This is a genomic window from Blastomonas sp. UPD001, from assembly GCF_003426715.1.
Lineage (GTDB): Bacteria > Pseudomonadota > Alphaproteobacteria > Sphingomonadales > Sphingomonadaceae > Blastomonas.
On the sequence record NZ_QKVT01000001.1, the window covers coordinates 2,773,650 to 2,798,367 of the forward strand.

The following is a 24,718-nucleotide window of genomic DNA, read 5'->3' on the forward strand; positions in this document are numbered from 1 at the left end:
GGAAGGCGCCGGTCCGGGATTTTTGCGTCAGCGGGCCAGCGCCGCCTGAAGCTGCGCCTTGTCCGCAGCAGCAGCAATCCAGGTGGCCGCGAACACGCCCTGCGCCCCGAACAGCGCATCGACGACGCCGTCCGGGCCGCCCGAGCGCCACAAGGTGGCCAGGCGCTCGGCCTGCGGGTCATCCACAGCGCGCACATCGCCGCGCACATGGCGCACCCAGGCGGCAAGCGCCTGCAGCGTGGCCGGGCTCGATCGCCCCGCGGCCTGGTTGATCGCCAGCGGCTCGAGCCAGCGCTGCGGGATCTTCTGCGAGCCGTCCATCGCGATCTGCATCAATCGATGCTGCAAGGCGCTATTGGCAAACCGCTCGAGCAGTTCGTCGGCATAGGCGGCCGTATCGATGCCGCCGGCGGGATCGAGCGTCGCGGCGGCCTCGTCGCGCATGATCGCCTCGATCACCGGGCGGATCGCCGGATCGGCAACGGCCTGGTGGACGAATTCGTGCCCCGCATCGAGCCCGAGATAGGCCAGCGCCGAGTGCGCGCCGTTGAGCATGCGCAGCTTCGCCGCCTCATAAGGCTGCACATCCGCAACCAGCTGCGCGCCGACCGCCTCCCAGCGCGGTCGCGGACCGGCAAAATCATCCTCGATCACCCATTGGGTGAAGCGCTCGGTGATGATTGCGCCTTCGTCCGTCAGGCCGATCTGCCCGGCGACCCAGGCGCGGTCTTCGGCCGTCATCGCGGGCACGATCCGGTCGATCATCGTCCCGGGGCAGCGGCACTGCGCGTCGAACCAGTCGGCCAGCGCGGGATCGGTCGCCTGCAGATAGCCGCGCATCAGCATAGCGAGCTGGCGGCCATTGTCGGCCAGATTGTCGCAGCTGAGCAGCGTCAGCCCCGGCAACCCCGCCGCCTCGCGCCGCGCGAGGCCCGCAGCGACAAAGCCGTAGATCGTCCGTGGCGCGCCCTCGCCTTTCATGTCCGCCGCCACGGCGGGGTGCTCGGTATCGAGCGTCCCGTCGGCGCGGCGGACATAGCCTTTCTCGGTGACGGTGAAGCTGACGATATGCGTTTGCGGACGGGCAATCGCGGAGATGACATCGTCCGGCGCCTCGGGCGCGACGATGACCCCGGCGACCGAGCCCATCAGCCGCATCGCCACGGCATCGGACGATCGCTCGACCAGTGTATAAAGGCCGTCCTGCGGGTTCAGCTGCTGCGCGACATCGGCCGAGCGCAGCGACACGCCGGTGATGCGCCAATCGCGATCGCCCAGCCGCATCGCCGCATCGGTATAGGCAGCCTGGTGCGCGCGGTGAAACGCGCCGATGCCGAAATGGACGATGCCGCAGTCCTGCGCCGCCGGATCATAGCCGGGACGCTGGACAGGGGTGGAGAGCTGCGCTGCCGTCTCGCGGTTCAGCCTCACAGCTTGTAGGCCTTTTTGGCGAGGCTGTAGCTGAGTTCGTGCGCGAGTTCGGCCGCCTCCCATTCCTCGATCCGGTGTTCGGCGACCAGTTGCGCCAGGAAGCCGCAATCGATCCGCCGCGCGACATCGTGCCGCGCCGGGATCGACAGAAACGCGCGCGTATCGTCGTTGAAGCCGACGGTGTTGTAGAAGCCAGCGGTCTCGGTCATCGCATGCCGGAAGCGGCGCATGCCTTCGGGGCTGTCGTGGAACCACCAGGCCGGGCCGAGCTTCAGTGCGGGATAATGGCCCGCCAGCGGCGCCAGCTCGCGCGCATAGACCGACTCGTCCAATGTGAAGAGGATGATCGTGAGGTCCGGATTGTTGCCGTGCCGCGCCAGCAGCGGGCGCAGCGCGTTCACATAGTCGGTGCGGCTGGGCATGTCCGCGCCCTTGTCGCGCCCGAAGCGCTCGAACACCGCCGGATTGTGGTTGCGGAAGGCGCCGGGGTGGATCTGCATCACCAGCCCGTCCTCGACGCTCATCGTCGCCATTTCGGTGAGCATCTGCGCGCGGAACAGCTCGGCTTCGCCGGGGGTGACATCGGGGCGGATCACGCGGGCGAAGAGCGCTTCCGCCTCGTCGCGCGCCAGGTCCGCGGTCTGCGCGGTCGGGTGGCCGTGGTCAGTCGAAGTCGCGCCATGCTGCGCGAAGAACGCGCGGCGCTTGCGGTGCGCGGCGAGATAGCCCGACCAGCTGAACACGTCCTCGCCGGTCAACTCGCCGAGCTGCCTCAGATTGTCGCGGAAACCCTCGAATTCGGGATCGACCACCGGGTCGGGGCGATAGGCGGTGAGCACCCTGCCCTGCCATCCCGATTCCGCGATCGCGCGATGATGTTCGAGCGTGTCGAGCGGCGATTCGGTCGTGGTGATCACCTCGATCCGGTAGCGCTCGAACAGCGCGCGCGGGCGGAACGCGGGTGTCGCGAGCTGCTCTGTGATGTGGTCGTAATAATGGTCCGCCGTTCCCGCATCGAGCTGGACCTTCAGCCCGAAGGCCTCGGCAAACACCCAGTCCAGCCACATGCGCGAGGGCGTGCCGCGGAACAGGTGATAGTGGCGCGCCAGGATGCGCCACGCCTCGCGCGGATCGACCGCCGGCGCACCCGCCCCAGACACCGGTGTCAAGCCCAGCGACTCCAAAGCGATCCCCTGGCTGTAGAGCATGCGGAAGACATAATGGTCGGGCTGCAGCAGCAGCGCGGTCGCGTTCTCGAACGGCGCATCGCTGGCGAACCAGGCCGGATCGGTATGGCCGTGCGGGCTGATGATCGGCAGATCACGGACAATGTCATAGAGCCGCCGCGTGATGCTGCGAACCTCGGGATCGACCGGAAAGAGCCGGTCGGGGTGAAGCTGTAACGGTCTTGTGGTCATGTCAGAGTTGCGCTGCCCTTGCATAGCGTTCGCGGGTGGAGGCGACATTGCGTCGCGCGGCCTCGATAGCCTCTTCCTCGGTTGCGAACAGCAGGTGATTGATCACGGCGGACATATGGCCGCGCATCGCCGCGCGCGCGGCGGCCGGGTCGCGTGCCTTGAGCGCATCGAGCACCGCCTTGTGCTCCTCGACCACCGGCTGGACATTGGCGGTGCGCGCCTTTTCCAGCAGCAGCGCGCAATTGGGCGAGGTCGAACGCAGGCGCCACATCTCCTCGACCTGATTGCGGATCACGGCATTGCGCGTCGCGGTGGCGATCAGCATGTGAAAGGCATGGTCGGCATCGGTGCTGCCGCCGGGCAGACGGTTCTCGCGCTCGATCTCGACCACCAGCCGCTCGAGCTCGACCAGCTCGTCGTCGCGGATATGCACCGCGGCAAGGGCCGCCGCCTCGCCCTCGATCAGCAGCCGCGCCTCCATCAGCTCGAACGCGGTCACGGTGAAGCCCGGCGCGTCGGCTTCGCCGGGCAGCTTGCGGACATAGGCGCCCGAGCCGATGCGGACCTCGATCAATCCCTGGACTTCGAGCGCGATCATCGCCTCGCGAACGGCAGGACGCGAGACATTGTACTGGACCGAAAGTTCGCGCTCGGCGGGCAGGCGATCGCCCACGGCGTAGCGGCCCGCCACCAGATCCGAGAACAGGTCGCGCGCGAGCTTCTGATAAAGGCGCTCAGGCTGCACTCCCGCCTCCTGAGAGTTCAGGTTTTTCTTCAGTTGCGCCATGCGCTGCTACTCCCGGACAAAGGCCTGACCAATTGCGGACAATCTGCTGATTGAATGACATGCCATAGCGACGGTGCTTTCGACAAGGCCTAATGCGCCGTAAACCTGCCAACCAGCCGCCTGACATTTGGCTGCGCGTAAAATTGGAGTTGAAGATAATCAGACGGATCTGACGGGAGGCGCGGCGAAGAGGTATTACCAATTTTGTTGCAATTCAAGCAGGGCACGTTACCAATGTGTGCCAGATGATACCAGCAGGGGAGAGGCGTATCTCATGAAGATAAAATCGGCCAAGGTGATCGTGACGTGTCCCGGGCGCAATTTCGTCACGCTCAAGATCGAGACCGATCAGGGCGTGTACGGCATCGGCGATGCGACGCTCAACGGGCGCGAGCTTTCGGTCGTCTCCTATCTCGAAGATCATGTCATCCCTTGTCTGATCGGCATGGACCCGCAGCGGATCGAGGATATCTGGCAGTATCTCTATCGCGGTGCCTATTGGCGGCGCGGACCGGTGACGATGCGCGCGATCGCGGCGGTCGACATGGCGTTGTGGGATATCAAGGCCAAGATGGCGGGCATGCCGCTGTACCAGCTGCTCGGCGGGCGCAGCCGCGACGGCGTGATGGTTTATGGTCATGCCAATGGCAGCGACATCGCGGAGACCGTGGAAGCGGTCGGGCATTATATCGACATGGGCTACAAGGCGATCCGCGCGCAGACCGGTGTGCCCGGCATCAAGGACGCCTATGGGGTCGGCCGCGGCAAGCTCTATTACGAGCCGGCCGATGCGGCCCTGCCTTCGGTGACCGGCTGGGACACGCGCAAGGCGCTCAACTATGTGCCCAAGCTGTTCGAGGAGCTGCGCAAGACCTACGGCTTCGACCATCATCTGCTGCACGATGGCCATCACCGCTACACCCCGCAGGAGGCGGCGAACCTCGGCAGGATGCTCGAGCCCTATCAGCTGTTCTGGCTCGAGGATTGCACTCCCGCGGAGAACCAGGAGGCGTTCAAGCTGGTGCGCCAGCACACCGTCACCCCGCTCGCGGTGGGCGAGATCTTCAACACCATCTGGGACTGCAAGGACCTGATCCAGAACCAGCTGATCGACTATATCCGCACCACCGTGGTCGGCGCGGGCGGTCTCACGCACCTGCGCCGCATTGCCGATCTCGCCAGCCTCTACCAGGTGCGCACCGGCTGCCACGGGGCGACCGACCTGTCGCCGGTCACCATGGGCTGCGCGCTGCATTTCGACAGCTGGGTGCCCAATTTCGGCATCCAGGAATATATGCGCCACACGGAAGAGACCGACGCGGTCTTCCCGCACGATTATCATTTCGACGCGGGCTTGATGTATTGCGGCGAAACGCCCGGCCATGGCGTCGATATCGACGAGGCGCTGGCCGCGAGATATCCGTACAAGCCCGCCTATCTGCCCGTCGCGCGGCTCGAGGACGGAACGATGTGGAACTGGTGAGGCCATGCGCATCGTCCTGATCGGCGAGGCCATGCTGGAACTGAGCCAGCGTGGCCCAGCCTGGCATCTGGGCCATGGCGGCGACACGCTGAACACGGCGCTGCATCTGGCGCGGATGGGCCATGATGTCGCCTATCTGACCGCGCTGGGAAGCGATCCGCTCGGCATGGGGCTGCGCGAACGCTGGCGCGCCGAGGGATTGGACACCGCGCTGGTGCTCCACCACCCCGACCGCGCGACCGGGCTTTACGCCATCAGCACCGATGAACGCGGCGAGCGCAGCTTTGCCTATTGGCGCGACCAGAGCGCCGCGCGCGCGATGTTTGCGCTGCCCGATTCGGCGCGAGCTCTGGAACAGACCGCGCAAGCCGACTTGATCGCCTTTTCGCTGATCACCCTGGCCATCCTGCCGCCCGAGGGGCGCGAGGCGCTGTTGGCGGTGGCCCGTTCGGTGCGTCAGCGCGGCGGACAGGTGGCGTTCGATGGCAATTACCGGCCGCGCCTCTGGCCCGATTCCCATGCAGCATGCCATGAGCGCGAGCGGGCCATTGCACTGGCAACCATCGGTCTGCCGACGCTAGACGACGAAGCCCAGCTATCGGGCGAGAACGACGCCGATGCTGTCGCCGCGCACTGGCAGGGCCTTGGCTGCTCCGAAACCGTGGTCAAGCTTGGCGAGCGAGGCTGCCGCCTGGCCGATGGCAGCCTCGTCGCGCCGCCGCAGGTGTTGCAACCGGTGGATACCAGCGGCGCGGGCGACGCCTTCAATGCAGGCTATCTGGGTGCCCGCATGCGCGGTGCGACAGCGGTCGAGGCGGCCCTGGCGGGGCACCTCCTCGCCGGCTGGACCGTCATGCGGCCCGGTGCAATCCCCGACCCAGATCCCTGAGCAGCGCCCACAGCACTATGGCGGCGAGCAGATCGAGCCCGGCCAGCGCGACGAACAGCGGATCATAGCCGAAGCTGTCGGCGCTCTGCCCGATCAGCAGCGTGAACAGCATCCCGCCGATCCAGGCCGACGTGCCCGCCATGCCGCTCGCCGTGCCCACCGTCTTCTTTTCGAACACGTCGGCGCACAAGGTGATCAGCGCGCCGTTGAGCATCTGGTGCGCAAAGCCGCCGATGCAAAACAGTGCGATCGCCATGCCAGGCGAGGTTGCCAGGCCGATGCACGCCGGCCCCACCATGCACAGCGCCCCGATCGTCATCGTGATCTTGCGGCTGGCGAGCAGGCTTGCGCCGCGCTTCATCAGCCAGCCGGGGAGCAAGCCTGCGGCAAGACTGCCGAAATCCGCCGCGAGAAAGGGCAGCCAGGCCCAGAGCGCGATCGCCTTGAGGTCGAGATTCCAGGCCGAGACCAGATAGAGCGGGATGAAGAAGTTGAATGTCTGCCACGCCGGTTCCGAAAGGAAGCGCGGGGTCGCGATTGCCCAGAACGAGCGGCTGCGCAGCACGTCGCGCTTGGTCGCGGGCTTGGCCGCGACATCCTCCGCACGCCCCGCCTCGATCAGCTCGCGCTCGGCCTGCGACAGCCGGGGATGCTCGGCCGGATCGCGATAGCCGAACCACCAGAGCCCCGCCCAGACCAGGCTGAGCAAGCCGGTGACGATGAACGCCGCTTCCCAGTTCCAGGCGAGAATGCAGAAGGCGACCAGAGGCGGCGCGATCATGTTGCCGACGCTGGTGCCCATCTGGAACAGGCTGGTGGCGAGCGAGCGTTCGCGCGGTGGGAACCAGGTCGCGACCGTCTTGGCCCCGGCGGGAATCGCGGCCGCCTCGGTCGCGCCGAGCAGCGTGCGGAAAAACGCGAGGCTCTGCCAGCCGGTGGCAAAGGCGTGCGCCATGTTCGATAGCGCCCAGCCGATCGCGAACAGGAAGAAGCCCAGCCGCGTGCCCAGCGCATCGAGCACGGTGCCGGCGACCGTCTGCATCACTGTGTAGCTCGCCTGGAACGCCAGCACGACCCAGCTGTACTGCTCGGTCGTCATGGCAAACTCGGTCTTCAGCGTGGGCGCCGCGACCGAAAGCGTCGAACGGGCGAGATAATTGAGGATCGTGCCCAGAGTCACCAGGCCGATGATCCACCAGCGCAAGCGCCCTGCCCCTTTGCCGCTCATAGCGTCGTGCCTTCAATGAATAAAAAGGGCCGGGCGCGTGGCCCGGCCAAGAGGAGTAAGAAATGGTCGCTCATCCGGCCGGCACGACGCTCATGGCGGAGACGATCGCCCCGCCCCCGCCCCCGCTGAAATCGAGCTTCAGCCCGTCGCGGGTCGTTACAGCGAAGCTGCGGGTTACCGCCTTGAGCGACCCGCCTGCTGCGCTGGCCGGGTTGAAGTCGCTCAGCACCGGCTTGCCATTGGCAAGGACGGTGATGCTGCGCGCGGCGGCCTTGGCCGCATCGGTTTCGGGCTCGAACATGTGCAGCGTTACCGTCCAGCGACCATCGGGCAGCGGCAGATCGTAGGTGAAAGCTCCCTGGCGATAGGAGGCGTAGAGCTCCGGATCGCTGGTGCCGGTGACGTTGCTCGGCGCGACCTTCGTCCGCCCCCCCATGCGCAACTCGGATGCCTTGCCGCCGGTGAAGAAATTGTCCGAACCGAAGCGCAGCCCGGCAGACGTCGTCAGGCCGGTGAGATGCCCGGCGCGGACATGCAGGCCCTCGGCGGCATCGGGCGCGGTCCAGCTGACACTGTCGGTCAGCGCCTTGCCGTCGCGCTCGGCCGAGGCGGCGACCCGATTGTCGCCGGCGCGCAACCGCACGCCGGGCCAGACGCAGATGCGATCGGGGCAATCCACCGTTCCGACCGCCTCGCCGTTCACCGTGAGGCTCGCGCGCGGCGCATTGCTATAGGCACGCACATCGACCACCGGATAGGCGCGGTCGACATAACGCCGGCCGGTCAGATACAGCACCGGCTCCTCGGACCATTGCGCCTTGTAGAAATAGAACGCGTCCTTGCGGGTCTTGCGGTCATAGCTGACCAGCCCCTTGTCGTTGAGGTCATAGGCTTCGCCCTCCTCGCGCGAGGTCGAAGCGAAGTCGAACATGTTCCAGATCCAGCTTGCCGAAAGGAACGGGGCCTTTTGCAAAGCCTTCCAGTTCTCCTCGTGCACCCAGGCCTGGAACTCCTCGGGATGCGGGCGGCCATTCGCATTGACCGGACCGCCGAGCGGATTGTCGGTATGCTGGGTGAACGCCCCGCCCGCGCCATATTCGGTCACCGTGATCGCCCGGCCTGGATAGCGCGCGTGCAAGCCGGTCAGCGCGCGGGTCAGGTCCTGGGGCTGGCCGTAATACCAGCCGAAATAGCGGTTGAGCCCAACCACGTCGGTGACATCGTTGAGCACCTGCGCGCCGGGCCGGGCGAGCGGCGAAGGCGTGCCTTCGCAGCAATCGGCATAGAGCGTCGGGCGACTGGGGTCTTCCTGCTTCGCCAACGCATTCAGTTCGACCAGCATGTCGCGCGACTTGGCGGGCGCGCCCTTGCCACCCTTCATCAATGCCATGATCGCCGCGCCGATATCGATCTCGTTGCCCACCGACCACAGCATGATCGAGGGGTGGTTGGTGTTCTGCCGGATCAGTTCGAGCAGCTGCGCGCGTGCATTGGCGACAAGTTCGGGCGCGGGCAGCGATTCGTCGAAGGCGGACTGGTGGACGAAGGGCAATTCGGCCTTCACCACCATGCCATTGCGATCGGCCAGATCGCTCCATTCCTGCGCGTGCTGGTAATGCGCGTGGCGGACGGTGTTGACCCCCATTTCGGCCATGATCGCCATGTCGGTGGCGTGATCCTCGGCGCTGAGCGCCCATCCCTTGTCCTGCCAGTCCTGATGGCGCGAGGCGCCGTGCAGCCGCATCGGGTTGCCGTTGAGGATGAAGCCCTTGTCCGCGTCCCAGGCAAAGCTGCGCACGCCGAGCGGCTCGGTCACGCTGTCGATCACGCGGTTCCCTTCGCGAAGCTCGACCGTGACCGAATAGAGATAGGGGTCGGCGCGGCCCTGCCAGAGACGGGGGTTGGTCAGCGCGAGCGGCGTGGTCAGCTCGCTCGCCTGGCCAGCGGCGAGGCGCACGGGCGCTGTCGCGCTGGCGACGGTGCGGCCATCGGCATCGCCGATGCGCGCGACTACCGCGAGCTTGCGCGCCTTGTTCCCTGAATTGCGCAGCCGGGTCAGCACCGCAACCTCGGCCTTTTCGGGCGTCACGCTGGGCGTCGACACGTAGATGCCGGGACCGCCATGATCCATCAGGTCGATCGATGCCGCATCAACCTCGATCAGCGAAACGCCGCGGTACAGCCCACCATGGACGAAGAAGTCACCGCCCAGGGGGATGACATGCTCGGTGCTGCTGCCCGGCTCGGGCTTGCTGTTGTCCGCGCGCACGACGATGATGTTCGCCTGGCCGGGCTTCAGATGATCGGTGATATCGAACCGGAAGCGCGAGAATGCGCCCTTGTGCTGGCCGACATGCTGGCCGTTGACCCAGAGATCGGCAATCGCGCCGACGCCATCGAATTGCAGCACTGCCCGCTTGCCTTTGGGCAGCGCAGGCTTGTCGAGCCGCAGCCGATACCAGCCCTTGCCCTGCCGCACGTCCGTTTCCGGGGCACGCTGAGGCGCGTAATTGCCCATGCGGTTCCAGCTGTGCGGCAGGCTGACCTGCTGCCACCGGCTGTCATCGAATTCCGCACCGGTGCGATCTGGTTGATGCCCCGTTCGCGCTTTCGGAACAGCCCCTCGCCCACCGGTTCGTAGACCGGCCAGTCGACCCATTGCTTGCCATAGACCGGGCCGAGATCGCCCCAGCGCTCGGCGAACTCCGCGTCGGCGATGATTCGCGCCTCGAACGCGTCGCGGTCGATCGCCTCGCCCGTGGCCTTGCGATACGCATCGAGCGGCCAGTCGGTCCAGATATGCACCCCCTGCTCGACCAGCGGGCGGATGTTGGTCTCGCCGGTGAGGAACCACAGCATCTCGCGCGCGGCCGCCTTCCAGTAGACGCGCTTGGTGGTGAGCAGCGGAATCGCCTCGTCCGAAAGATCGAAGCGCATCGTGGCACCGAACAATGAGCGCGTGCCGACCCCAGTGCGGTCGGAGCGTTCGTGCCCGCGCGTCCAGACCTGCCGCATCAGGTCGAGATACTGCCACTCGAAATGATCTTCTGCGGCCATATCCGCCGGGCGACTCTGCACTGCTGTTTCCATGCATCTTGCCTAGCACGGGCATACGATCGCCGCCAACGCATGGTCCTCAAGAAAAGGTCAAAACGCCGCTTGCAGTCTGCGAAACCCGTGGCTATAGGCACGCCCCTGCCTCCCAGGCGCCGCAAGGCACCATAAAGTCTGGGTCGGGGAGTAGCTCAGCCTGGTAGAGCACTGTCTTCGGGAGGCAGGGGCCGGAGGTTCGAATCCTCTCTCCCCGACCATTTCCTAAATCGCGAACGCACAGGCGGCGCCGCGGCTTGCCAGCGCGACGGCCTGCCGCGCCGGAAGCGCAATCGCCCGTTTGCAACCAGAGACTGATCCGAATTGGACCGGCCTGTCCGGAGCAATTCGGACACATCTGTATTTGCAGGCTTGCTGACAATATTTGCAGATGCCCCTGGAAAACAGGAGGGCGTCGGGATGTCCAGCACAAAACCCCAGCAGAAAGCATGGCGATTTCAGGCCGATACCGTGGCCGACTTGAAATTCGAGTCCTATCGTAACGAACTGATCCACGAAACTACGGCGATCCAGCGATTTCTCGACGACACACGCGGCGAATTCTTCGTGATTTCGGCACCGCGTGGTTTCGGCAAGACGTTGCTGCTGCTGGCGAAATGCGCCGAGGTGCGAGAGCGCACCGGCACGATCTTCCCGGGCGCGGGCGGACAGTTCATCGACAAGCCCAGCGATCAGTTTCCCAACTGGTCGCTGGACAGGGTGGAAGCGCTGAAGGACGACGCCGACTATTGGCGAACGCTCTGGCGAATTGCCATCCAGGCTGCCTGCGTCAAGCACCATGCCAAGGGTTCGGGGACGCCGCTGCAACCGCAGGAGATCGGGTGCGACAAGCTGCTCGACGATGCGCTGTGCAACCCCAATGTCTTCATGTCGACCTGCGAGTTCTTCGTGTTCCTGATGAACCAGAAGCCGCGCGAACAGATGCGAATTACCCAGAATACCGGGGCATTGAGCGCCTATTTCAACGCCATCAACCGCCCGATCAACCTGTTCATCGACAATGTCGAGGAGTATTTCCAGCCGCTGCTCCAGGACTATGCGGCGGAAGCCGCACCCGAAGACCGGAACAGCTTCGGCAGCCGGTTCTACAGTATCGGCAGCAACCGGCTATGGGCGATGGCGCAATGCACCCTGGTCAGCGCCGCGCTCGAACTCAACGATGCCAGTCGCCACGTCAAGGTATTCTGCACGATCCGTCATGAAGCCTTTCTGGAAATCGGCAAGTTCGACAACAGGCTGCAGAAGATCCACGGGTCGACGCTGCAGATCATCTACAAGTACCAGGATTACAAGCGGATATTCGAGAAGAATATCGAACTGATGCCCGCCGCGGAGCTGGTCGAACCCAAGGCCAGCGATCCCATCGCGCGGTTCGTGGGATCGAAGAATTGCCAGTTGAAGCACCGGGTGATGCGATCGCCACAACCGACCTTCGACTTCATCCTGCGGCATACGGTCTACCGGCCCCGGGACCTGATGCTGATTGGTCAGGCGATCGCCAATATCCGTCCCGAGCAGCGCACTGCCATGGAATTGCACAACGCGATTGCCGGCGCGACCGATACCGTGGTCCAAGCCCTGCTCGGCGAGATGCGGCCCTTCTTCCCGATCCCCGACATTGAAGCGCTGGCACGGTTGATTCCCAAGAATGCCCTGACCGCGCAGGAGATCGAGGATATCAATTCCGATTATCTTGCGGTCAAGAAGATCGAACCCCGGCCGGGGCTGCTCGATCACGCGCCGATGGCCGTGCTGTTCAGGATCGGGCTGCTGGGTGTCATCAAGCGCGGGCTGCGCCAGCTTCTGCCGCACCAGCATTTTCGCAAGCCGTTCCAGGTGAGGTTCGAGGACGGCACCGAAATTGCGCCAACCGAAGAGTTCTTCCTCATTCACCCCTGTCTCGACCAGTTCATCCTCGATCGTTCCGGCAGCCGCTACGACCGCAATTTCGAAGTTCGCAACATGATCGGCGACGATCTGCCCTGGGCCGAGCCGCTCAAGTCGTTCTTCGTGATCAAGGGCGATGTCTGCAAGTTCAGCGAGATCATGGACTCGGACAATTATCCGCTGCTGATCGGGCGGCTCGAGCACTGGGCGCAGACCATCGCGACACATATCCATTTCTACGAACTGTCGGGGGGTGATTCGCTGCTTCTGGTCGACCGGAACCCCTTCCGGCTGATCGACATGGCCATGCAGTTCATCTCGAGCGCGAACGAATTCGTCGACAAGGGCATCTCGATCCGCTTCGGCGGTTCGGCCGGGCCGATCCTGTTCCACACCGCAAGCCGCAGGCGCGAGAACGACACCTACGTCATCGATATCCCGATGGGGCTGCCACTGCGATACGCGGCCCGGATCGAGCCTCTGGCCGAGCCGGACACCATCCTGATCGACGATTCGTTTCGCACGCGCATGCTGGAAATCGCCAATGGTGACCATCAGGGCAGCGATTACGTGCTGGCGCCCGTGCCCGCAGAGGCGGTGGGGCTCGAGGCCGATTCCGCCGGCAGGGCGCTCGTCCGCAAGGGCCCGTCCGATCCTGCCCATGTCACGCATCTCTGGGAGGTTTCGCTGAAACCGCAGGCCTCAACGCCGCGATCCGATCGCGGTGAGGCCGACTGAACCCCTTGCGTTAGCCAAAAATTAGGACTTGCACGTCTATGGTAAAATCACCATATAGTCCCGCTCGTCAGGTTGCGAAGGTGGTCCATTACCTTCCGCCGTGTCTCAAGCTTCTGAAGGAATTGCCCGATGACGTAAAAGTGACCGCTGCATATGCGCTGACCCAGGCAGCGCACGGCGTGATGCACGAGGACGCAAAGGTGCTGAAGGGTTTCCCCGGCATCTCCGTGCAGGAACTGGCCATTTCCGAAGACGGCAATGCCTTTCGGATCATCTTCACGGTCCAGTTTCCCGAAGCGATCTATGTGCTTCATGTTTTCCAGAAAAAGTCGCTGCGGGGCATTGCCACCCCCAAGCGAGAGATCGAACTCGTCAAGGCGCGGCTGGGCCGTTCATCGCAATGGCGACTCAAGAAAGGTTCATGAAAATGTCTGAACACAGGACCGGGCCAGAAGGCCGGGAAGACGAGATCGTCGTCGAACACGGTACCGGCAATGTCTATGCCGATCTCGGCGTCGAAGACCCCAATGGCATGGCGCTGAAGGCGGGGCTGGCAATGCATCTTCACGACCAGATCAAGCGCCTCGGCCTGACGCAGGTTCGGGCCGCCGCCATCACCGGAATCAGCCAACCCGACCTGTCGCGCCTGCTTCGTGGCCAGTTCAGCCAGTTCACGTCCGATCGGATGGTGCGGGCGCTGACGCAGCTCTCGGTCCGGCTCGAGATTTCGGTCTATTCGGCCGGCGAGCAGATCGGTGACCCGATCCTGCTGGAAGCCGCCCCCCTTCCCGCCGTCGCCTGACCCCGCCGCCAAGGACCAGGGCGCGTCGCCAATTCATCGACAAGTTCGATTAAGCTAACCCACTTTGATCGTTTCCGTCGGTTACGGAACTTTCCTATGTTAGCGTCATTCGTTCGATGAAGGAGACGAGCCATGGACATGAAAACAAGCGGCATCGGCGGCAATTGCCCGTTTTCCGGCAAGGATGGCGGCGTTCGCGCGCTGCTGGGGCGGACCAATCGCGACTGGTGGCCCGATGCGCTGCAGCTCGACATATTGACGCAGAACGGCACCTCGCCCGACCCGATGGGGCCGGATTATGATTATGCCGAGGCATTCAAGCAGCTGGACTACCAGGCGCTCAAGGCGGATCTGCACGCGCTGATGACCGACTCGCAGCCCTGGTGGCCCGCCGATTACGGTCATTACGGCCCGTTCTTCATCCGCATGGCCTGGCATAGCGCGGGCACTTATCGCACCGCCGATGGACGCGGCGGATCGAGCAGCGGGCAGCAGCGCTTTGCCCCGCTCAACAGCTGGCCCGACAACGGCAATCTCGACAAGGCGCGCCGCCTGCTCTGGCCGATCAAGCAGAAATACGGCAAGCATATCAGCTGGGCGGACCTGTTCATCCTCACCGGCAATGTCGCGATCGAATCGATGGGTGGACCCGTCTTCGGCTTCGGCGGCGGCCGCGCCGACGTGTTCGAGCCCGAGCGCGACGTCTATTGGGGCACCGAGGAAGCCTGGGTCGATACCGGCGCGGAAACCCGCATCCAGCCCGACAAGGGATGGGAGCTCGAAGCGCCGCTCGCCGCGATCCAGATGGGCCTCATTTACGTCAATCCCGAAGGGCCTGGCGGCGTGCCCGATCCGCTGCAATCGGCGCGCGACATGCGCATCACCTTCGAGCGCATGGCGATGAACGACGAGGAAACTGTCGCGCTCACCGCCGGTGGCCATGCTTTCGGCAAGGCGCATGGCGCGGTGCCGCCCGACCAGCTGAGCGGCGCGCCCGAATCAGAGGCGATGCAGCTGATGGGCTTCGGCTGGGCGACCGATGCCGAGCAGATCGAGCGTGGCCATATCACCACCTCCGGAATTGAAGGCGCCTGGACGCCCAACCCCACGCAATGGGGCGGCGACTATTTCCGGTTGCTGTTCAAGTATGACTATGAGCTGGTGCGCAGCCCTGCGGGTGCGCAGCAATGGCAGCCGATCAACCCGGACCCCGAAGACATGGCGCCCGACGCGCGCGATCCTTCGAAAAAGGTGCCGACGATGATGACCACCGCCGACATGGCGCTGAAGATGGACCCGGAATATCGCAAGATCTCCGAACGCTTCCGCGACGATCAGGCAGCGCTCGACGACGCCTTCGCCCGCGCCTGGTTCAAGCTGACGCATCGCGACATGGGGCCGAAGGTCCGCTATCTCGGCCCCGAAGTCCCGGCAGAGGACCTGATCTGGCAGGACCCTGTTCCTGCGGGCACCATGCCTTCGGACGCGGCCGTCGAAGCGTTCAAAGCGGCCATCCTGGCGAGCGGCCTGCCGATGAGCGCGCTGATCAAGGCGGCCTGGGCGTCGGCCTCGACCTATCGCCGCAGCGATCACCGCGGCGGCGCCAATGGCGCGCGCGTCCGCCTGGCCCCGCAAAAAGACTGGGCGGTGAACGATCCGGCGGAGCTGGCGACGGTGCTCGGCAAGATCGAGGAGCTGCGTGGGGCCCTGTCGGTGGCCGATGCCATCGTGCTGGCGGGCAGCGCGGCGGTCGAGAAGGCCGCGCGGGACGCCGGGTTCGACGTATCGGTGCCGTTCCTCGGCGGTCGCGGCGATGCGAGCGCAGAGCAGACCGATGCCGATAGCTTCGAGCCGCTCGAACCGCGCGCCGATGCCTTCCGCAACTATCTGGCGACCAAGCAGACGGTGAAGACCGAGGAGATCATGCTCGACCGCGCGCATCTGCTCGGTCTGTCGATCCCGCAAATGGCGGTGCTGGTGGCGGGCCTGCGCGTGCTGGGGGCCAATGCCGGCAACAGCAGCAAGGGCGTGCTCACCGACCGTCCGGGCCTGCTGACCAACGACTTCTTCGTCAACCTGCTCGATATGCGCACGGCCTGGAAGACCGTCGACGAGAGCGGCGACGAGGAGTTCATCGGCACCGACCGCGCCACCGGCGAAACCCGCTGGCACGCGACGCGCACCGACCTGGTCTTCGGCTCGAATTCGCAGCTGCGCGCGGTGTCCGAAGTCTATGCCGAACGCGGCAACGAGCTGAAGTTCGTGCAGGACTTCATCGCCGCCTGGGTGAAGGTGATGAACGCCGACCGGTTCGATGTGCAGTGAGCGGGTGGTGACCTGAGCGAAAAAGAAAGCCCCGGGCAGCGATGTCCGGGGCTTTTTTAGTTGGGTCGTTACGATTGTCCCTCGGCCGTCGCCGAACCCCGAATTGCCTCCTTAACCGACGGCGCCGCCGTGTGGCCGATTACCGAAACTCGGAAAAAACACAGACCCGCAGATGTCATCGAGGACAGATCACGACGTCTTTGTTGGTATACTGATTGACTTTTGTAGATTACAGTGATGCGACGTCAATTATCGTCTTGTTTGCTTTGCGCTACGCTCCTTGCGGCTTGTGGATCGCGTAGCGCGACGATTACGCCGCCTGATGAAGACGAGGAAATATCGATAGATTATCGGATGTCACATCAACCGTATGTTGATCGCGCACTGGCAATTTATTCCGGCAATGGAAAAATTCCACGTGATCAGTTTTTGCGTGAAGTGAGTCCGGTGGTGGTTGAGCTTCCAACGATGATCTGTGTCGGTCTTAATCTACGCCATGGCAATGTGGGTGGCGATACAACTATTTGCTATTCTCGCAAAAATGGAGATCAGGTTCTTCATTATGTACGGTCGTCTGATCATTCTGTTGCTGGGCGGAGACAAATCTAGCCAGAAACGGGATATCCCTCAGGCAAAGCGTATGGCGATGGAGTTGAAGCAGGATGGCGGACATAACCCCCTTTGATCCCGCCGAATTTCTGAACACAGAGGATGATGTTGTCTTCTTTCTGGAAGCCGCCATGGAGGGCAACGATGCCGCGCATATTGCGCGCGCGCTTGGCCATGTCGCCCGTTCCAAAGGCATGACCGAGATTGCCCGCCGCACCGGCCTGGGCCGACAGGCGCTCTACACTGCGCTGTCAGAACACGGTAATCCGACCTTGGAAACTCTTTTGGCTGTACTTTCGGCGCTGGGGTTACGCCTGACGGTCACGCGCGACGCTGCTTGACCCCTTGCCATCGCCGGCGAAACGCGGCACGCATCGTTCGAGCGGGTCGCACCGTGGCCTCGTGCATTCCGGCGGGGCAAGACTGATCGGACGTCCTGCATGGTTACTCGTTATCTGTCCCGCCTCCTTGCCGGTGCCGCCGCCCTTGGCGCGCTGGCTGCCCCGGCGCATGCCCAGACCCTGTCCGACAAGGACGGCTATGATTCGCTGCTGAGCTGCGCCGCGTTCTTTTCCGCCGCAGCGGCGGTGACCGAGGACGACAAGAAGACCAGCGGCGAGGCGACCGAACTCGCGACCGCGTTCATGACCGGCGCGGTGCTGCTGGCACCGGGCGGCGACAGCGCCAAAGCGGAAAAGGCGCTCGAGGAGCAGGCGCAGGTCTTTGCGGTCGCGATGATCTCCGATGACAAGGCGATGGCCAAGGATCTCGAAGGGCTGGCCGACAATTGCGGCACGCTGGGCGAACAGTATCTGCCCGAAGTGCTGGCGCGCGCGGGCGAATAACGCGCTGTTTCAACCGGGCAGCGCGGTGAGCGTATCGACGGTGAGCACCTGCGGCAGGATCACCGGCTCCTGGCCCGGCGCATACCAGACATAGAGCGGCACGCCCGAGCGGCCCTGCGCTTCGAGATAGCGGCTGATCTCGGCATCGCGCCGGGTCCAGTCGCCCTCGAGCACCACGACGCCCGCTTTCCTGAACGCCGCTGCGGTCGCCTCGCGCTGGATCGCGGCGGCCTCGTTCGCCTTGCAGGTGATGCACCAGTCGGCGGTGAAATAGGCAAAGACGGGTTTGTTGGCAGCGCGCAATTCGGCGAGCTTCGCCTCGCTGAACGGTTGGGCGGGGAGCGTCGCGTCGGCAGTGCGGGCCGAGGCTGACGGCGCGGCATTGATCGGCAGCGCAACGATCGCCGCGACCGCTACCGCCAGCGAGGGGGCGAGTGTGATCCACCCGCTCTTGCCAGCGCTCTGCCGCGCGCCCAGCCACCAGAGCAGCAGCGCCAGCGCCATCGCGGCGGCGAGACCGAAGAGAACGCCATTATTGCCGGTCTGCTGGCCGAGCAGCCAGACCAGGGCCAGGGCCGTCAAGAACATCGGCACCGCCATGATCCGGCGGAACGTCCCCATCCACGCACCCGGACGCGGCATCATCCGGCGGAGCGCGGGGATGAAACCGATCGCCAGAAAGGGTAGGGCCAGGCCCAGGCCGAGCCCGGCAAAGACCAGCAGCGCGGCAGGCCAGGGCAGGATCAGCGCGGTGCCCATCGCGGCGGCCATGAACGGTGCGGTGCACGGCGTCGCGACGAACGCGGCGAGCGCACCGGTCCAGAACGATCCCGCGGCGCCCTGTTTCTGCGTCAGGCTGCCGCCCGCCGAGACGGTCGCGAATTCGAACAGCCCGGCCAGGTTGAACGCAATCGCGGTGACGAGCAGCAGCAGGCCCAGGGTGATGCGCGGGTCCTGCAGCTGGAACGCCCAGCCGATCTGCTCTCCGCCTGCGCGGAGCGCGAGCAGCAGCCCGCCCAGCCCCAGGCACACCAGCACGATCCCTGCGGTATAGGCCAAAGCATCGTGCCGCGCCGCACGCTCGTCGCCGCCCGCTTTGGCGAGGCTGATCGCCTTGAGGCTGAGGATCGGGAAGACGCAGGGCATGACGTTGAGCAGCAGCCCGCCGAGCAGCGCGCCGCCCAGTGCGGTAGCGAGAAGAACGAGCATATCGCCCTGCACAGGCGCTGCGGCGGATGCAGTGTCGATCCGCGTGCCACCGGGGGCCACGGCGCCAGGCCTGGCCACCAGATCGAGCCCCAGATTCTCGCCGATGCGAAGCAGGCCGCCGATTTCCGCAGCGTCAGTGCCCGCGACTTCGGTCTCGACGATCAGCCGGTCGCCATCGCGGAAAAAGGCTTGCGGCGCTCCGTAGCGGAGCGCCTTGTCGGTGCGCGCGAAGAAATGCGGTGTGTCGATCGCGCCGGCAGCGGGGAAGGGGATGGCGATGCGCAGGATCTTGCCGTCGCGTGCAAAGGTCGCCTCGGACCCGAGCGGCGCGGGCAATCGCTGCCGCCACGCGTCGAAGCGGGCGCGCGCGGCCTTGTCGATGCCGCCCTGGCCCACGGTCAGGCGGGTGGTCAGCGTCGCGCTTTCGGGCACGCAGATCTCGTCGGTGCACGCCAGCCAATCGGCCTTGACGCGGATCGGCAGCACCGTGCCGGGGGCGAGCGCGGGATCGAGCCTCAGCGCGACCAGCGGCGCATAGGGGCCTTCGTAGACATGGTTCATCAACCCGGCGATGATCAGCGTCTGCGGTACGGGATAGCGCAAGGGACCAACGGTCACGCCCCTGGGCAAGGACCATTCGAGCGTCATGCCCAGCCCCGCGTCGCCCGGATTTTCCCAGTATCCGTGCCAGCCAGCCTTCGGCGTCATGGCAAAGGCGAGATCGACCGTGCTGCCGGGGGCAGGTGCGGCGCTTTCGGCGACCAAGGCTGCGGCGATATTATTGGGTCCGCGCTGGAGCGGCTGCGCGCTGGCGGGCAGGGCCAGGCTTGCCACCAACAGGGCCAGAAACGCGCGGAGCAGGGCCGATACCATGCGGCGGGATGTAGTGCGTTTCGAAGCGCTCGCCAATGGCGAAAGCTTGCTCGCCCTCACCCTTCCGGCGCTTTGCGCCTCCCTCCCTCTCCCGGCGGGAGAGGGAAGGGGCCCACGCCGCGCAGCGGTGTGGGAAGGGTGAGGGCGAGAAGCGTTCGGCTTACCGCTGGTCGTAAGCGCTCAATCCGCGGCCCAGCCGGTTCTCGCCGAGCGGGATGCGGTCGCGGCTCCAGTTGGCGACGAACCAGGTGGCGCGCTCGACGCCGGGGGCGAGGCTGGCGTCATTGCCATGGATCTGCAGGCCCGCCGAACTGTACGCGCGGCCCTCGGCGGCCACCGCGATGAAGGCGGACCAGTTTTCCTTGTTCTGCCCCTGGACGAAGATGTTGCGGGTGATCTCGCCGCTCGCGCCGCCGGGCAGGTCGATCATGTAGTTGCTGCCATTGCCCTGGCTGTCGTCGAAGCTCGAATCGGTGATCGACACCTGGCCCGCCCGGCTCTTGACGTAATGGCCGCCCTGGCCCTTCTCGAAGCGCGAGCGGGTGACAGTGAGCGATCCGTAATCGCCGATATAGATCGAATGCGCGCAGTCCGATGCGCACAGGCCGAGCCCCGAGAAGCTCGACTTGTCGATGACGATCTGGCCGTTGCGATCCTCGCCGGTCAGGATGCCCTGCTGGCTGTTGCGGAACAGGCTGTTGAAGACCGCAAGGTCGCCGCGCTCGAGCCTGATGCCCGCGCCATTCTCGTCGCGCACCGCGATGTTCTGGAAGATTAGCCCCTCGACGCGCGCGCTGCGGCCGCGCAGCACCAGCGTCGCCTTGTCCTCGCACACGCCGCCGTCAAGGATCGCGGTGCCCGGCGTGACTGCGCGATAGGTTATCTGGCCCGCTTCCTGCACCGCGCAGTCGCGCCAGATACCGGGCGCGACCTCGATCGTGCCGGTGCCACCGCCGATCCTGTTCACCGCCTCGGAGAGCGAGCGATAGGTCTTGCCGGTCTCGGCGATGCGATAGGGCATGGGACGCTGCTGCTGCGCGAACAGGGGCAGGGCACTGATCAGGGCCAGCGCGGCGACAAGGATGATGCGAAGCGTGGTCATGCCCAATGTCATACCATGCTCGCTGGGAAATGCCGGATTTTAGAGGGTTAACGTGGGTGCCGTCCCGTCACGGCACAGGCGCGGGGTCTTCGGTTACCGGCTCCGCGCCCGTCTTGTGCCTGCGGCCATAGACCAGATCGAACAGCGGCGAGGCCATGAAGGTGGTGACGATCGCCATGATGACCAGCATCGAGAACAGGGCCGGGCCGATGATGCCGCGCTGAAGGCCGATATTGATGATGATCAGCTCCATCATCCCGCGTGCGTTCATCAGCGCGCCGATCGCCATCGCGGTGGCATTGTCCTGGCCCGTGATCCGCGCGGCGGCGTAGCAGGCAACGCCCTTGGCGAGGATCGACGCCGCGAGAATGCCCATGGCGATCGCGAACAGCTCGGCATTGTTGACCACGGTCAGCTGCGTGTTGAGGCCCGAATAGGTGAAGAACATCGGGATCAGCAGCACCATGATGATCGGCTCGAGCTGGCGCTGGAGCTCGTTCGACAGCAGCCCGCGCGGCATGCAGATGCCGAGCAGAAAGCCGCCCAGCACCGCGTGAATGCCGATATAGTCCATGGCAAAGGCGGCAAGCATGAACAGCACCAGCACGGCGGCCAGCATCGAGTGCGTCACCTTGCCGTTGCGCTCGGTGATGCGGCCCAGCGGCGCGAGCAGCCTGCGGCCGAAGATCAGCATGAACGCGGCAAAGCTCGCCCCGCCGACGATCGCCTTGATCGCGACGCCCGGCCCGTCGCCAAAGCTTGCGAGCACGATCGCCAGCACCGTCCAGGCGGCGGCATCGTCGATCGCGCCGGCGGACAGGGTGAGGCTGCCGAGCTTCGTGTCGGTCAGCCCGCGCTCGTGGATGATCCGCGCGAGCATCGGAAAGGCGGTGATCGCGATGCACGCGCCCAGGAACAATGTCGCCTGGAACTGGTTGACGTCGCTGGCGAACAGGCCGGGGACATTCTGCAACCGGGGGGCAAGCAGGATCGCGACGATGAACGGCACCGCCATGCCGGTGAACGAGACCGCCGCCGCGCTGCCGATCTGCGCGCGGAAATGATCGGAGCGAAAGCCCAGTCCCACGAGGAACATGTACAGCCCCACGCCGAGCTGCGCGCAGACAAACAGCACGTTCTTGGTTTCGGGCGGGAACAGCGCGGCCTGCAGATCGGGCAGGACATAGCCGAAAAGGGACGGGCCGAGCAGCACGCCCGCCATCATCTCGCCCACCACCTGGGGCTGGCCCAGCCAGCGCCGCACCGCATAGCCGACAAGCCGGCAGGTGCCGATGATCAGCGCCATCTGCACGAAGAAATATGCGCTGAGTTCAGACGGTGTCACGCGCCGATGCCCCTCCCGCAAACCCCTCGCAGCCGGGCTTGCGGTGGGAGTTTGCGGTTTAGCGGTCCAGAGTCAATCGCTTGCGATCAATCCAGATTGGGACGTAGCCAGCGCCGCGCGGTATCGAGATCGACCCCGCGCCGCTCGGCATAGTCGGCAAGCTGGTCCTCGCCGATCCGCGCGACGCCGAAATAGGCGCTTTCGGGGTGCCCGAAATAGAAGCCGCTCACCGCCGCGGTGGGCAGCATCGCGAAGCTCTCGGTCAGCGTGATGCCGGTGGCGTCGGTCGCCTTGAGCAGGTCGAACAATACCGGCTTCTGGCTGTGATCGGGACAGGCGGGATAGCCCGGCGCGGGGCGGATGCCGCGATACTGTTCCTTGATCAGCGCCTCGTTGGTCAGCTGCTCGCCCGCCGCATAGCCCCACAGGGTGGTGCGGACATATTGATGCAGCCGTTCGGCAAAGGCTTCGGCCAGGCGGTCGGCGAGCGCTTTCAGCAGGATGTCGTTATAATCGTCGTGCGCCGCCTTGAAGCGCGCCAGATGCTCCTCGATGCCATGGCCCGCGGTGACCGCGAAGCCGCCGATCCAGTCGCCCGCCGGATCGATGAAATCGGCCAGGCACATGTTCGCGCGGCCCTCGCGCTTGGCGATCTGCTGGCGCAGGAAGGGCATGCGGATTTCCTGGCCATCGGCATGGATGAACACGTCATCGCCGTCGCGCTGGCACGGCCACAGGCCTACCACGCCCTTGGCGGTGAGCCATTTTTCCTCGATGATCCGGTCGAGCATCGCATTGGCATCGGCAAACAGCGAGGTCGCGCTCTCGCCGACGATTTCGTCCTCGAGGATCGCGGGGAAATTGCCCGCCAGCTCCCAGGCGCGGAAGAAGGGCGTCCAGTCGATGCATTCGCGCAGGTCCGCCAGGTCCCAGTCCTCGAACACGTGGCTTCCCGGCTGCACCGGGGCGGGCGGCTTCTGGCTCATGTCGGCGACGAACGCATTGGCGCGCGCGACATCGATCGGCGACAGGTCGTTCTGGCCCTTGTTCGCACGCGCGAGGCGTACCGCTTCATATTCCTCGGCCACCTTGGCGATGAACGGCTCGGCGAGCGTGCCGCTGACCAGGTTGGAGGCGACGCCGACCGCGCGGCTCGCGTCGAGCACGTGCACCACCGGGCCTTCATAGGCGGGTGCGATGCGCAAAGCGGTGTGCACCTTGGAGGTGGTCGCGCCGCCGATCAGCAGCGGAATGCGCATCCCGGCCTTCTGCATTTCCTCGGCCACGGTCACCATCTCGTCGAGCGAGGGGGTGATCAGGCCCGACAGGCCGATGATGTCGGCCTGGTTGTCGTTCGCGGCCTTGAGGATGTCGTGCCATGGCACCATCACGCCCAGATCGACGACCTCATAGCCATTGCACTGCAGCACCACGCCGACGATGTTCTTGCCGATATCGTGCACATCGCCCTTCACCGTCGCCATGATGATCCGGCCCTTGCCCTTGGCATTGGGGTCCTTCTCGGCCTCGATATAGGGGAAAAGGTGCGCGACCGCCTTTTTCATCACGCGCGCCGATTTCACCACCTGCGGCAGGAACATCTTGCCCTCGCCGAACAGGTCGCCAACGACGTTCATGCCGTCCATCAGCGGACCTTCGATCACCTCGATCGGGCGTGTGGCGGCGAGCCGGGCTTCCTCGGTATCCTCGACGATATGCGCGTCGATACCCTTGACCAGCGCGTGTTCGAGCCGCTTGACCACCGGCCAGCTGCGCCATTCGGCGGCTTCCTTCTCGGCCTTCTCGTCCTTGCCGCGGAAGGTCTCGGCGAGCGTGATCAGCTTTTCGGTCGCGTCCTCGGTGCGGTCCCAGATCACGTCCTCGCACGCTTCGCGCAGCACGGGGTCGATATCGTCATAGATGTCGAGCTGGCCGGCATTGACGATGCCCATGTCCATGCCCGCCTTGATCGCGTGGTACAGGAACACGCTGTGCATCGCGCGGCGCACCGGCTCGTTGCCGCGGAAGCTGAACGACAGGTTGGAGACGCCGCCCGAGATATGCACGTGCGGGCAGCGCTGCTTGATCTCGCGGCACGCCTCGATAAAGTCGATCGCATAGCGGCGATGCTCGTCGATGCCGGTGGCGACCGCAAAGATATTGGGGTCGAAGATGATGTCCTCGGGCGGAAAGCCGATTCCGGTGAGCAGCCTGTAGGCGCGCTCGCAGATCTCGACCTTGCGGTCCTTGGTGTCGGCCTGGCCGACCTCGTCGAACGCCATGACCACGACCGCCGCGCCATAGTCCATGCAGATGCGCGCGTGCTTGAGGAATTCTTCCTCGCCTTCCTTCATGCTGATCGAATTGACGATCGGCTTGCCCGAGACGCATTTCAGCCCCGCCTCGATCACCGACCATTTGGACGAATCGATCATGAACGGCACGCGCGCGATATCGGGTTCGGCGGCGATCAGCTTGAGATAGCGCGTCATCGCGGCATGCGCGTCGAGCAGGCCTTCGTCCATGTTGATGTCGATGATCTGCGCGCCGTTCTCGACCTGCTGGCGCGCGACCTCGACCGCCTCTTCATAGCGGTCTTCCATGATCAGCTTCTTGAACCTGGCCGATCCTGTAAC

18 protein-coding genes, 1 tRNA gene and 1 pseudogene are annotated in these 24,718 nt (G+C 65.0%); 10 read left to right on the top strand and 10 right to left on the bottom strand.

The window, feature by feature from the left end; all coding sequences use genetic code 11:
* Nucleotides 1–27: 27 nt before the first annotated feature.
* From DM995_RS14090 to DM995_RS14100, 3 genes are read right to left on the bottom strand one after another with little or no spacing between them, the layout of a single operon-like run.
* Nucleotides 28–1,431: a mannitol dehydrogenase family protein gene (locus DM995_RS14090; RefSeq protein WP_232824399.1), complete on the bottom strand. Its 1,404-nt coding sequence runs from the start codon at nt 1,429–1,431 to the stop codon at nt 28–30.
* Nucleotides 1,428–2,849, bottom strand: a complete 1,422-nt coding sequence (gene uxaC / locus DM995_RS14095) for a glucuronate isomerase (RefSeq protein WP_116969829.1) — start codon at nt 2,847–2,849, stop codon at nt 1,428–1,430. Before uxaC ends, DM995_RS14090 begins: the two co-directional genes overlap by 4 nt.
* 1 nt (nt 2,850) lies before the next feature.
* The gene (locus DM995_RS14100; protein ID WP_116969830.1) at nt 2,851–3,636 is read right to left on the bottom strand and encodes a FadR/GntR family transcriptional regulator; all 786 of its coding nucleotides are present in this window, start codon (nt 3,634–3,636) and stop codon (nt 2,851–2,853) included.
* A 274-nt stretch (nt 3,637–3,910) separates the two neighbouring features.
* On the opposite strand from DM995_RS14100, the gene manD reads away from it, so the two are divergent.
* Entirely contained in the window at nt 3,911–5,119 is a 1,209-nt protein-coding gene (manD, locus tag DM995_RS14105) for a D-mannonate dehydratase ManD (protein ID WP_116969831.1), read from the top strand.
* Nucleotides 5,120–5,123: 4 nt separating this feature from the next.
* Nucleotides 5,124–6,008 carry a sugar kinase gene (locus tag DM995_RS14110; RefSeq protein WP_116969832.1) on the top strand — a complete coding sequence of 295 codons (885 nt, stop codon included), beginning with the start codon at nt 5,124–5,126 and terminating at the stop codon, nt 6,006–6,008.
* On the opposite strand, the gene DM995_RS14115 is transcribed toward DM995_RS14110, so the two are convergent.
* The 3 genes and pseudogenes from DM995_RS14115 to thyA form a co-directional block, all read right to left on the bottom strand.
* Complete coding sequence (locus tag DM995_RS14115) at nt 5,971–7,236, bottom strand: MFS transporter (protein WP_116969833.1); 1,266 nt, start codon at nt 7,234–7,236, stop codon at nt 5,971–5,973. The two genes, DM995_RS14110 and DM995_RS14115, sit on opposite strands and share 38 nt — an antisense overlap.
* A 70-nt stretch (nt 7,237–7,306) precedes the next feature.
* Entirely contained in the window at nt 7,307–9,895 is a 2,589-nt protein-coding gene (locus DM995_RS14120) for a glycoside hydrolase family 2 TIM barrel-domain containing protein (protein ID WP_116969834.1), read from the bottom strand.
* A pseudogene (gene thyA / locus DM995_RS22785) lies at nt 9,810–10,326 on the bottom strand (thymidylate synthase); the annotation flags it as partial. The pseudogene thyA and the gene DM995_RS14120, both read right to left, overlap by 86 nt.
* Before the next feature lie 144 nt (nt 10,327–10,470).
* On the opposite strand from thyA, the gene DM995_RS14130 reads away from it, so the two are divergent.
* The 8 genes from DM995_RS14130 (at nt 10,471) to DM995_RS14165 (ending at nt 17,553) form a co-directional block, all read left to right on the top strand.
* Nucleotides 10,471–10,547: transfer RNA gene (locus tag DM995_RS14130), tRNA-Pro, on the top strand.
* Nucleotides 10,548–10,746: 199 nt separating this feature from the next.
* The gene (locus DM995_RS14135; protein WP_157973215.1) at nt 10,747–12,972 is read left to right on the top strand and encodes a nucleotidyl cyclase domain-containing protein; all 2,226 of its coding nucleotides are present in this window, start codon (nt 10,747–10,749) and stop codon (nt 12,970–12,972) included.
* A 38-nt stretch (nt 12,973–13,010) separates the two neighbouring features.
* Nucleotides 13,011–13,397 (top strand): type II toxin-antitoxin system RelE/ParE family toxin, encoded by a 387-nt coding sequence (locus DM995_RS14140; RefSeq protein ID WP_023837725.1) that lies wholly within the window; start codon nt 13,011–13,013, stop codon nt 13,395–13,397.
* Nucleotides 13,398–13,399: 2 nt separating this feature from the next.
* Nucleotides 13,400–13,774: a helix-turn-helix domain-containing protein gene (locus DM995_RS14145; RefSeq protein ID WP_232824400.1), complete on the top strand. Its 375-nt coding sequence runs from the start codon at nt 13,400–13,402 to the stop codon at nt 13,772–13,774.
* Nucleotides 13,775–13,906: 132 nt separating this feature from the next.
* Entirely contained in the window at nt 13,907–16,099 is a 2,193-nt protein-coding gene (katG, locus tag DM995_RS14150; RefSeq protein ID WP_116969837.1) for a catalase/peroxidase HPI, read from the top strand.
* A 541-nt stretch (nt 16,100–16,640) separates the two neighbouring features.
* Nucleotides 16,641–16,784: a type II toxin-antitoxin system RelE/ParE family toxin gene (locus DM995_RS14155; protein WP_232824401.1), complete on the top strand. Its 144-nt coding sequence runs from the start codon at nt 16,641–16,643 to the stop codon at nt 16,782–16,784.
* Nucleotides 16,762–17,049, top strand: a complete 288-nt coding sequence (locus DM995_RS14160; protein ID WP_116969839.1) for an addiction module antidote protein — start codon at nt 16,762–16,764, stop codon at nt 17,047–17,049. The genes DM995_RS14155 and DM995_RS14160 overlap by 23 nt, the downstream gene beginning before the upstream one ends.
* Nucleotides 17,050–17,148: 99 nt before the next feature.
* On the top strand, nt 17,149–17,553 hold the full coding sequence (locus DM995_RS14165) for a hypothetical protein (RefSeq protein WP_023839323.1): 405 nt from the start codon (nt 17,149–17,151) through the stop codon (nt 17,551–17,553).
* Nucleotides 17,554–17,562: 9 nt separating this feature from the next.
* On the opposite strand, the gene DM995_RS14170 is transcribed toward DM995_RS14165, so the two are convergent.
* From DM995_RS14170 to metH, 4 genes are all read right to left on the bottom strand, one after another.
* Nucleotides 17,563–19,635, bottom strand: a complete 2,073-nt coding sequence (locus DM995_RS14170) for a protein-disulfide reductase DsbD family protein (protein ID WP_116969840.1) — start codon at nt 19,633–19,635, stop codon at nt 17,563–17,565.
* A 160-nt stretch (nt 19,636–19,795) separates the two neighbouring features.
* The gene (locus DM995_RS14175; RefSeq protein WP_116969841.1) at nt 19,796–20,737 is read right to left on the bottom strand and encodes a right-handed parallel beta-helix repeat-containing protein; all 942 of its coding nucleotides are present in this window, start codon (nt 20,735–20,737) and stop codon (nt 19,796–19,798) included.
* A gap of 67 nt (nt 20,738–20,804) precedes the next feature.
* The gene (locus DM995_RS14180; RefSeq protein WP_023839326.1) at nt 20,805–22,082 is read right to left on the bottom strand and encodes a cation:proton antiporter; all 1,278 of its coding nucleotides are present in this window, start codon (nt 22,080–22,082) and stop codon (nt 20,805–20,807) included.
* 86 nt (nt 22,083–22,168) lie between these two features.
* The coding region (gene metH / locus DM995_RS14185; RefSeq protein WP_116969842.1) for a methionine synthase at nt 22,169–24,718 on the bottom strand (2,550 nt) is incomplete at its 5' end.

What these genes read in the sequence shown, in the direction of transcription:
- DM995_RS14135 (WP_157973215.1), top strand. Translation starts at nt 10,747, where the DNA reads ATGTCCAGCACAAAACCCCAGCAGAAAGCATGGCGATTTCAGGCCGAT.
- DM995_RS14115 (WP_116969833.1), bottom strand. Translation starts at nt 7,236, where the DNA reads ATGAGCGGCAAAGGGGCAGGGCGCTTGCGCTGGTGGATCATCGGCCTG.
- uxaC (WP_116969829.1), bottom strand. Translation starts at nt 2,849, where the DNA reads ATGACCACAAGACCGTTACAGCTTCACCCCGACCGGCTCTTTCCGGTC.
- katG (WP_116969837.1), top strand. Translation starts at nt 13,907, where the DNA reads ATGGACATGAAAACAAGCGGCATCGGCGGCAATTGCCCGTTTTCCGGC.
- DM995_RS14100 (WP_116969830.1), bottom strand. Translation starts at nt 3,636, where the DNA reads ATGGCGCAACTGAAGAAAAACCTGAACTCTCAGGAGGCGGGAGTGCAG.
- DM995_RS14165 (WP_023839323.1), top strand. Translation starts at nt 17,149, where the DNA reads ATGGTTACTCGTTATCTGTCCCGCCTCCTTGCCGGTGCCGCCGCCCTT.
- DM995_RS14110 (WP_116969832.1), top strand. Translation starts at nt 5,124, where the DNA reads ATGCGCATCGTCCTGATCGGCGAGGCCATGCTGGAACTGAGCCAGCGT.
- DM995_RS14120 (WP_116969834.1), bottom strand. Translation starts at nt 9,895, where the DNA reads ATGGGTCGACTGGCCGGTCTACGAACCGGTGGGCGAGGGGCTGTTCCG.
- DM995_RS14140 (WP_023837725.1), top strand. Translation starts at nt 13,011, where the DNA reads ATGGTAAAATCACCATATAGTCCCGCTCGTCAGGTTGCGAAGGTGGTC.
- DM995_RS14175 (WP_116969841.1), bottom strand. Translation starts at nt 20,737, where the DNA reads ATGACCACGCTTCGCATCATCCTTGTCGCCGCGCTGGCCCTGATCAGT.
- DM995_RS14155 (WP_232824401.1), top strand. Translation starts at nt 16,641, where the DNA reads ATGGAGATCAGGTTCTTCATTATGTACGGTCGTCTGATCATTCTGTTG.
- DM995_RS14145 (WP_232824400.1), top strand. Translation starts at nt 13,400, where the DNA reads ATGTCTGAACACAGGACCGGGCCAGAAGGCCGGGAAGACGAGATCGTC.
- DM995_RS14170 (WP_116969840.1), bottom strand. Translation starts at nt 19,635, where the DNA reads ATGGTATCGGCCCTGCTCCGCGCGTTTCTGGCCCTGTTGGTGGCAAGC.
- manD (WP_116969831.1), top strand. Translation starts at nt 3,911, where the DNA reads ATGAAGATAAAATCGGCCAAGGTGATCGTGACGTGTCCCGGGCGCAAT.
- DM995_RS14160 (WP_116969839.1), top strand. Translation starts at nt 16,762, where the DNA reads ATGGCGGACATAACCCCCTTTGATCCCGCCGAATTTCTGAACACAGAG.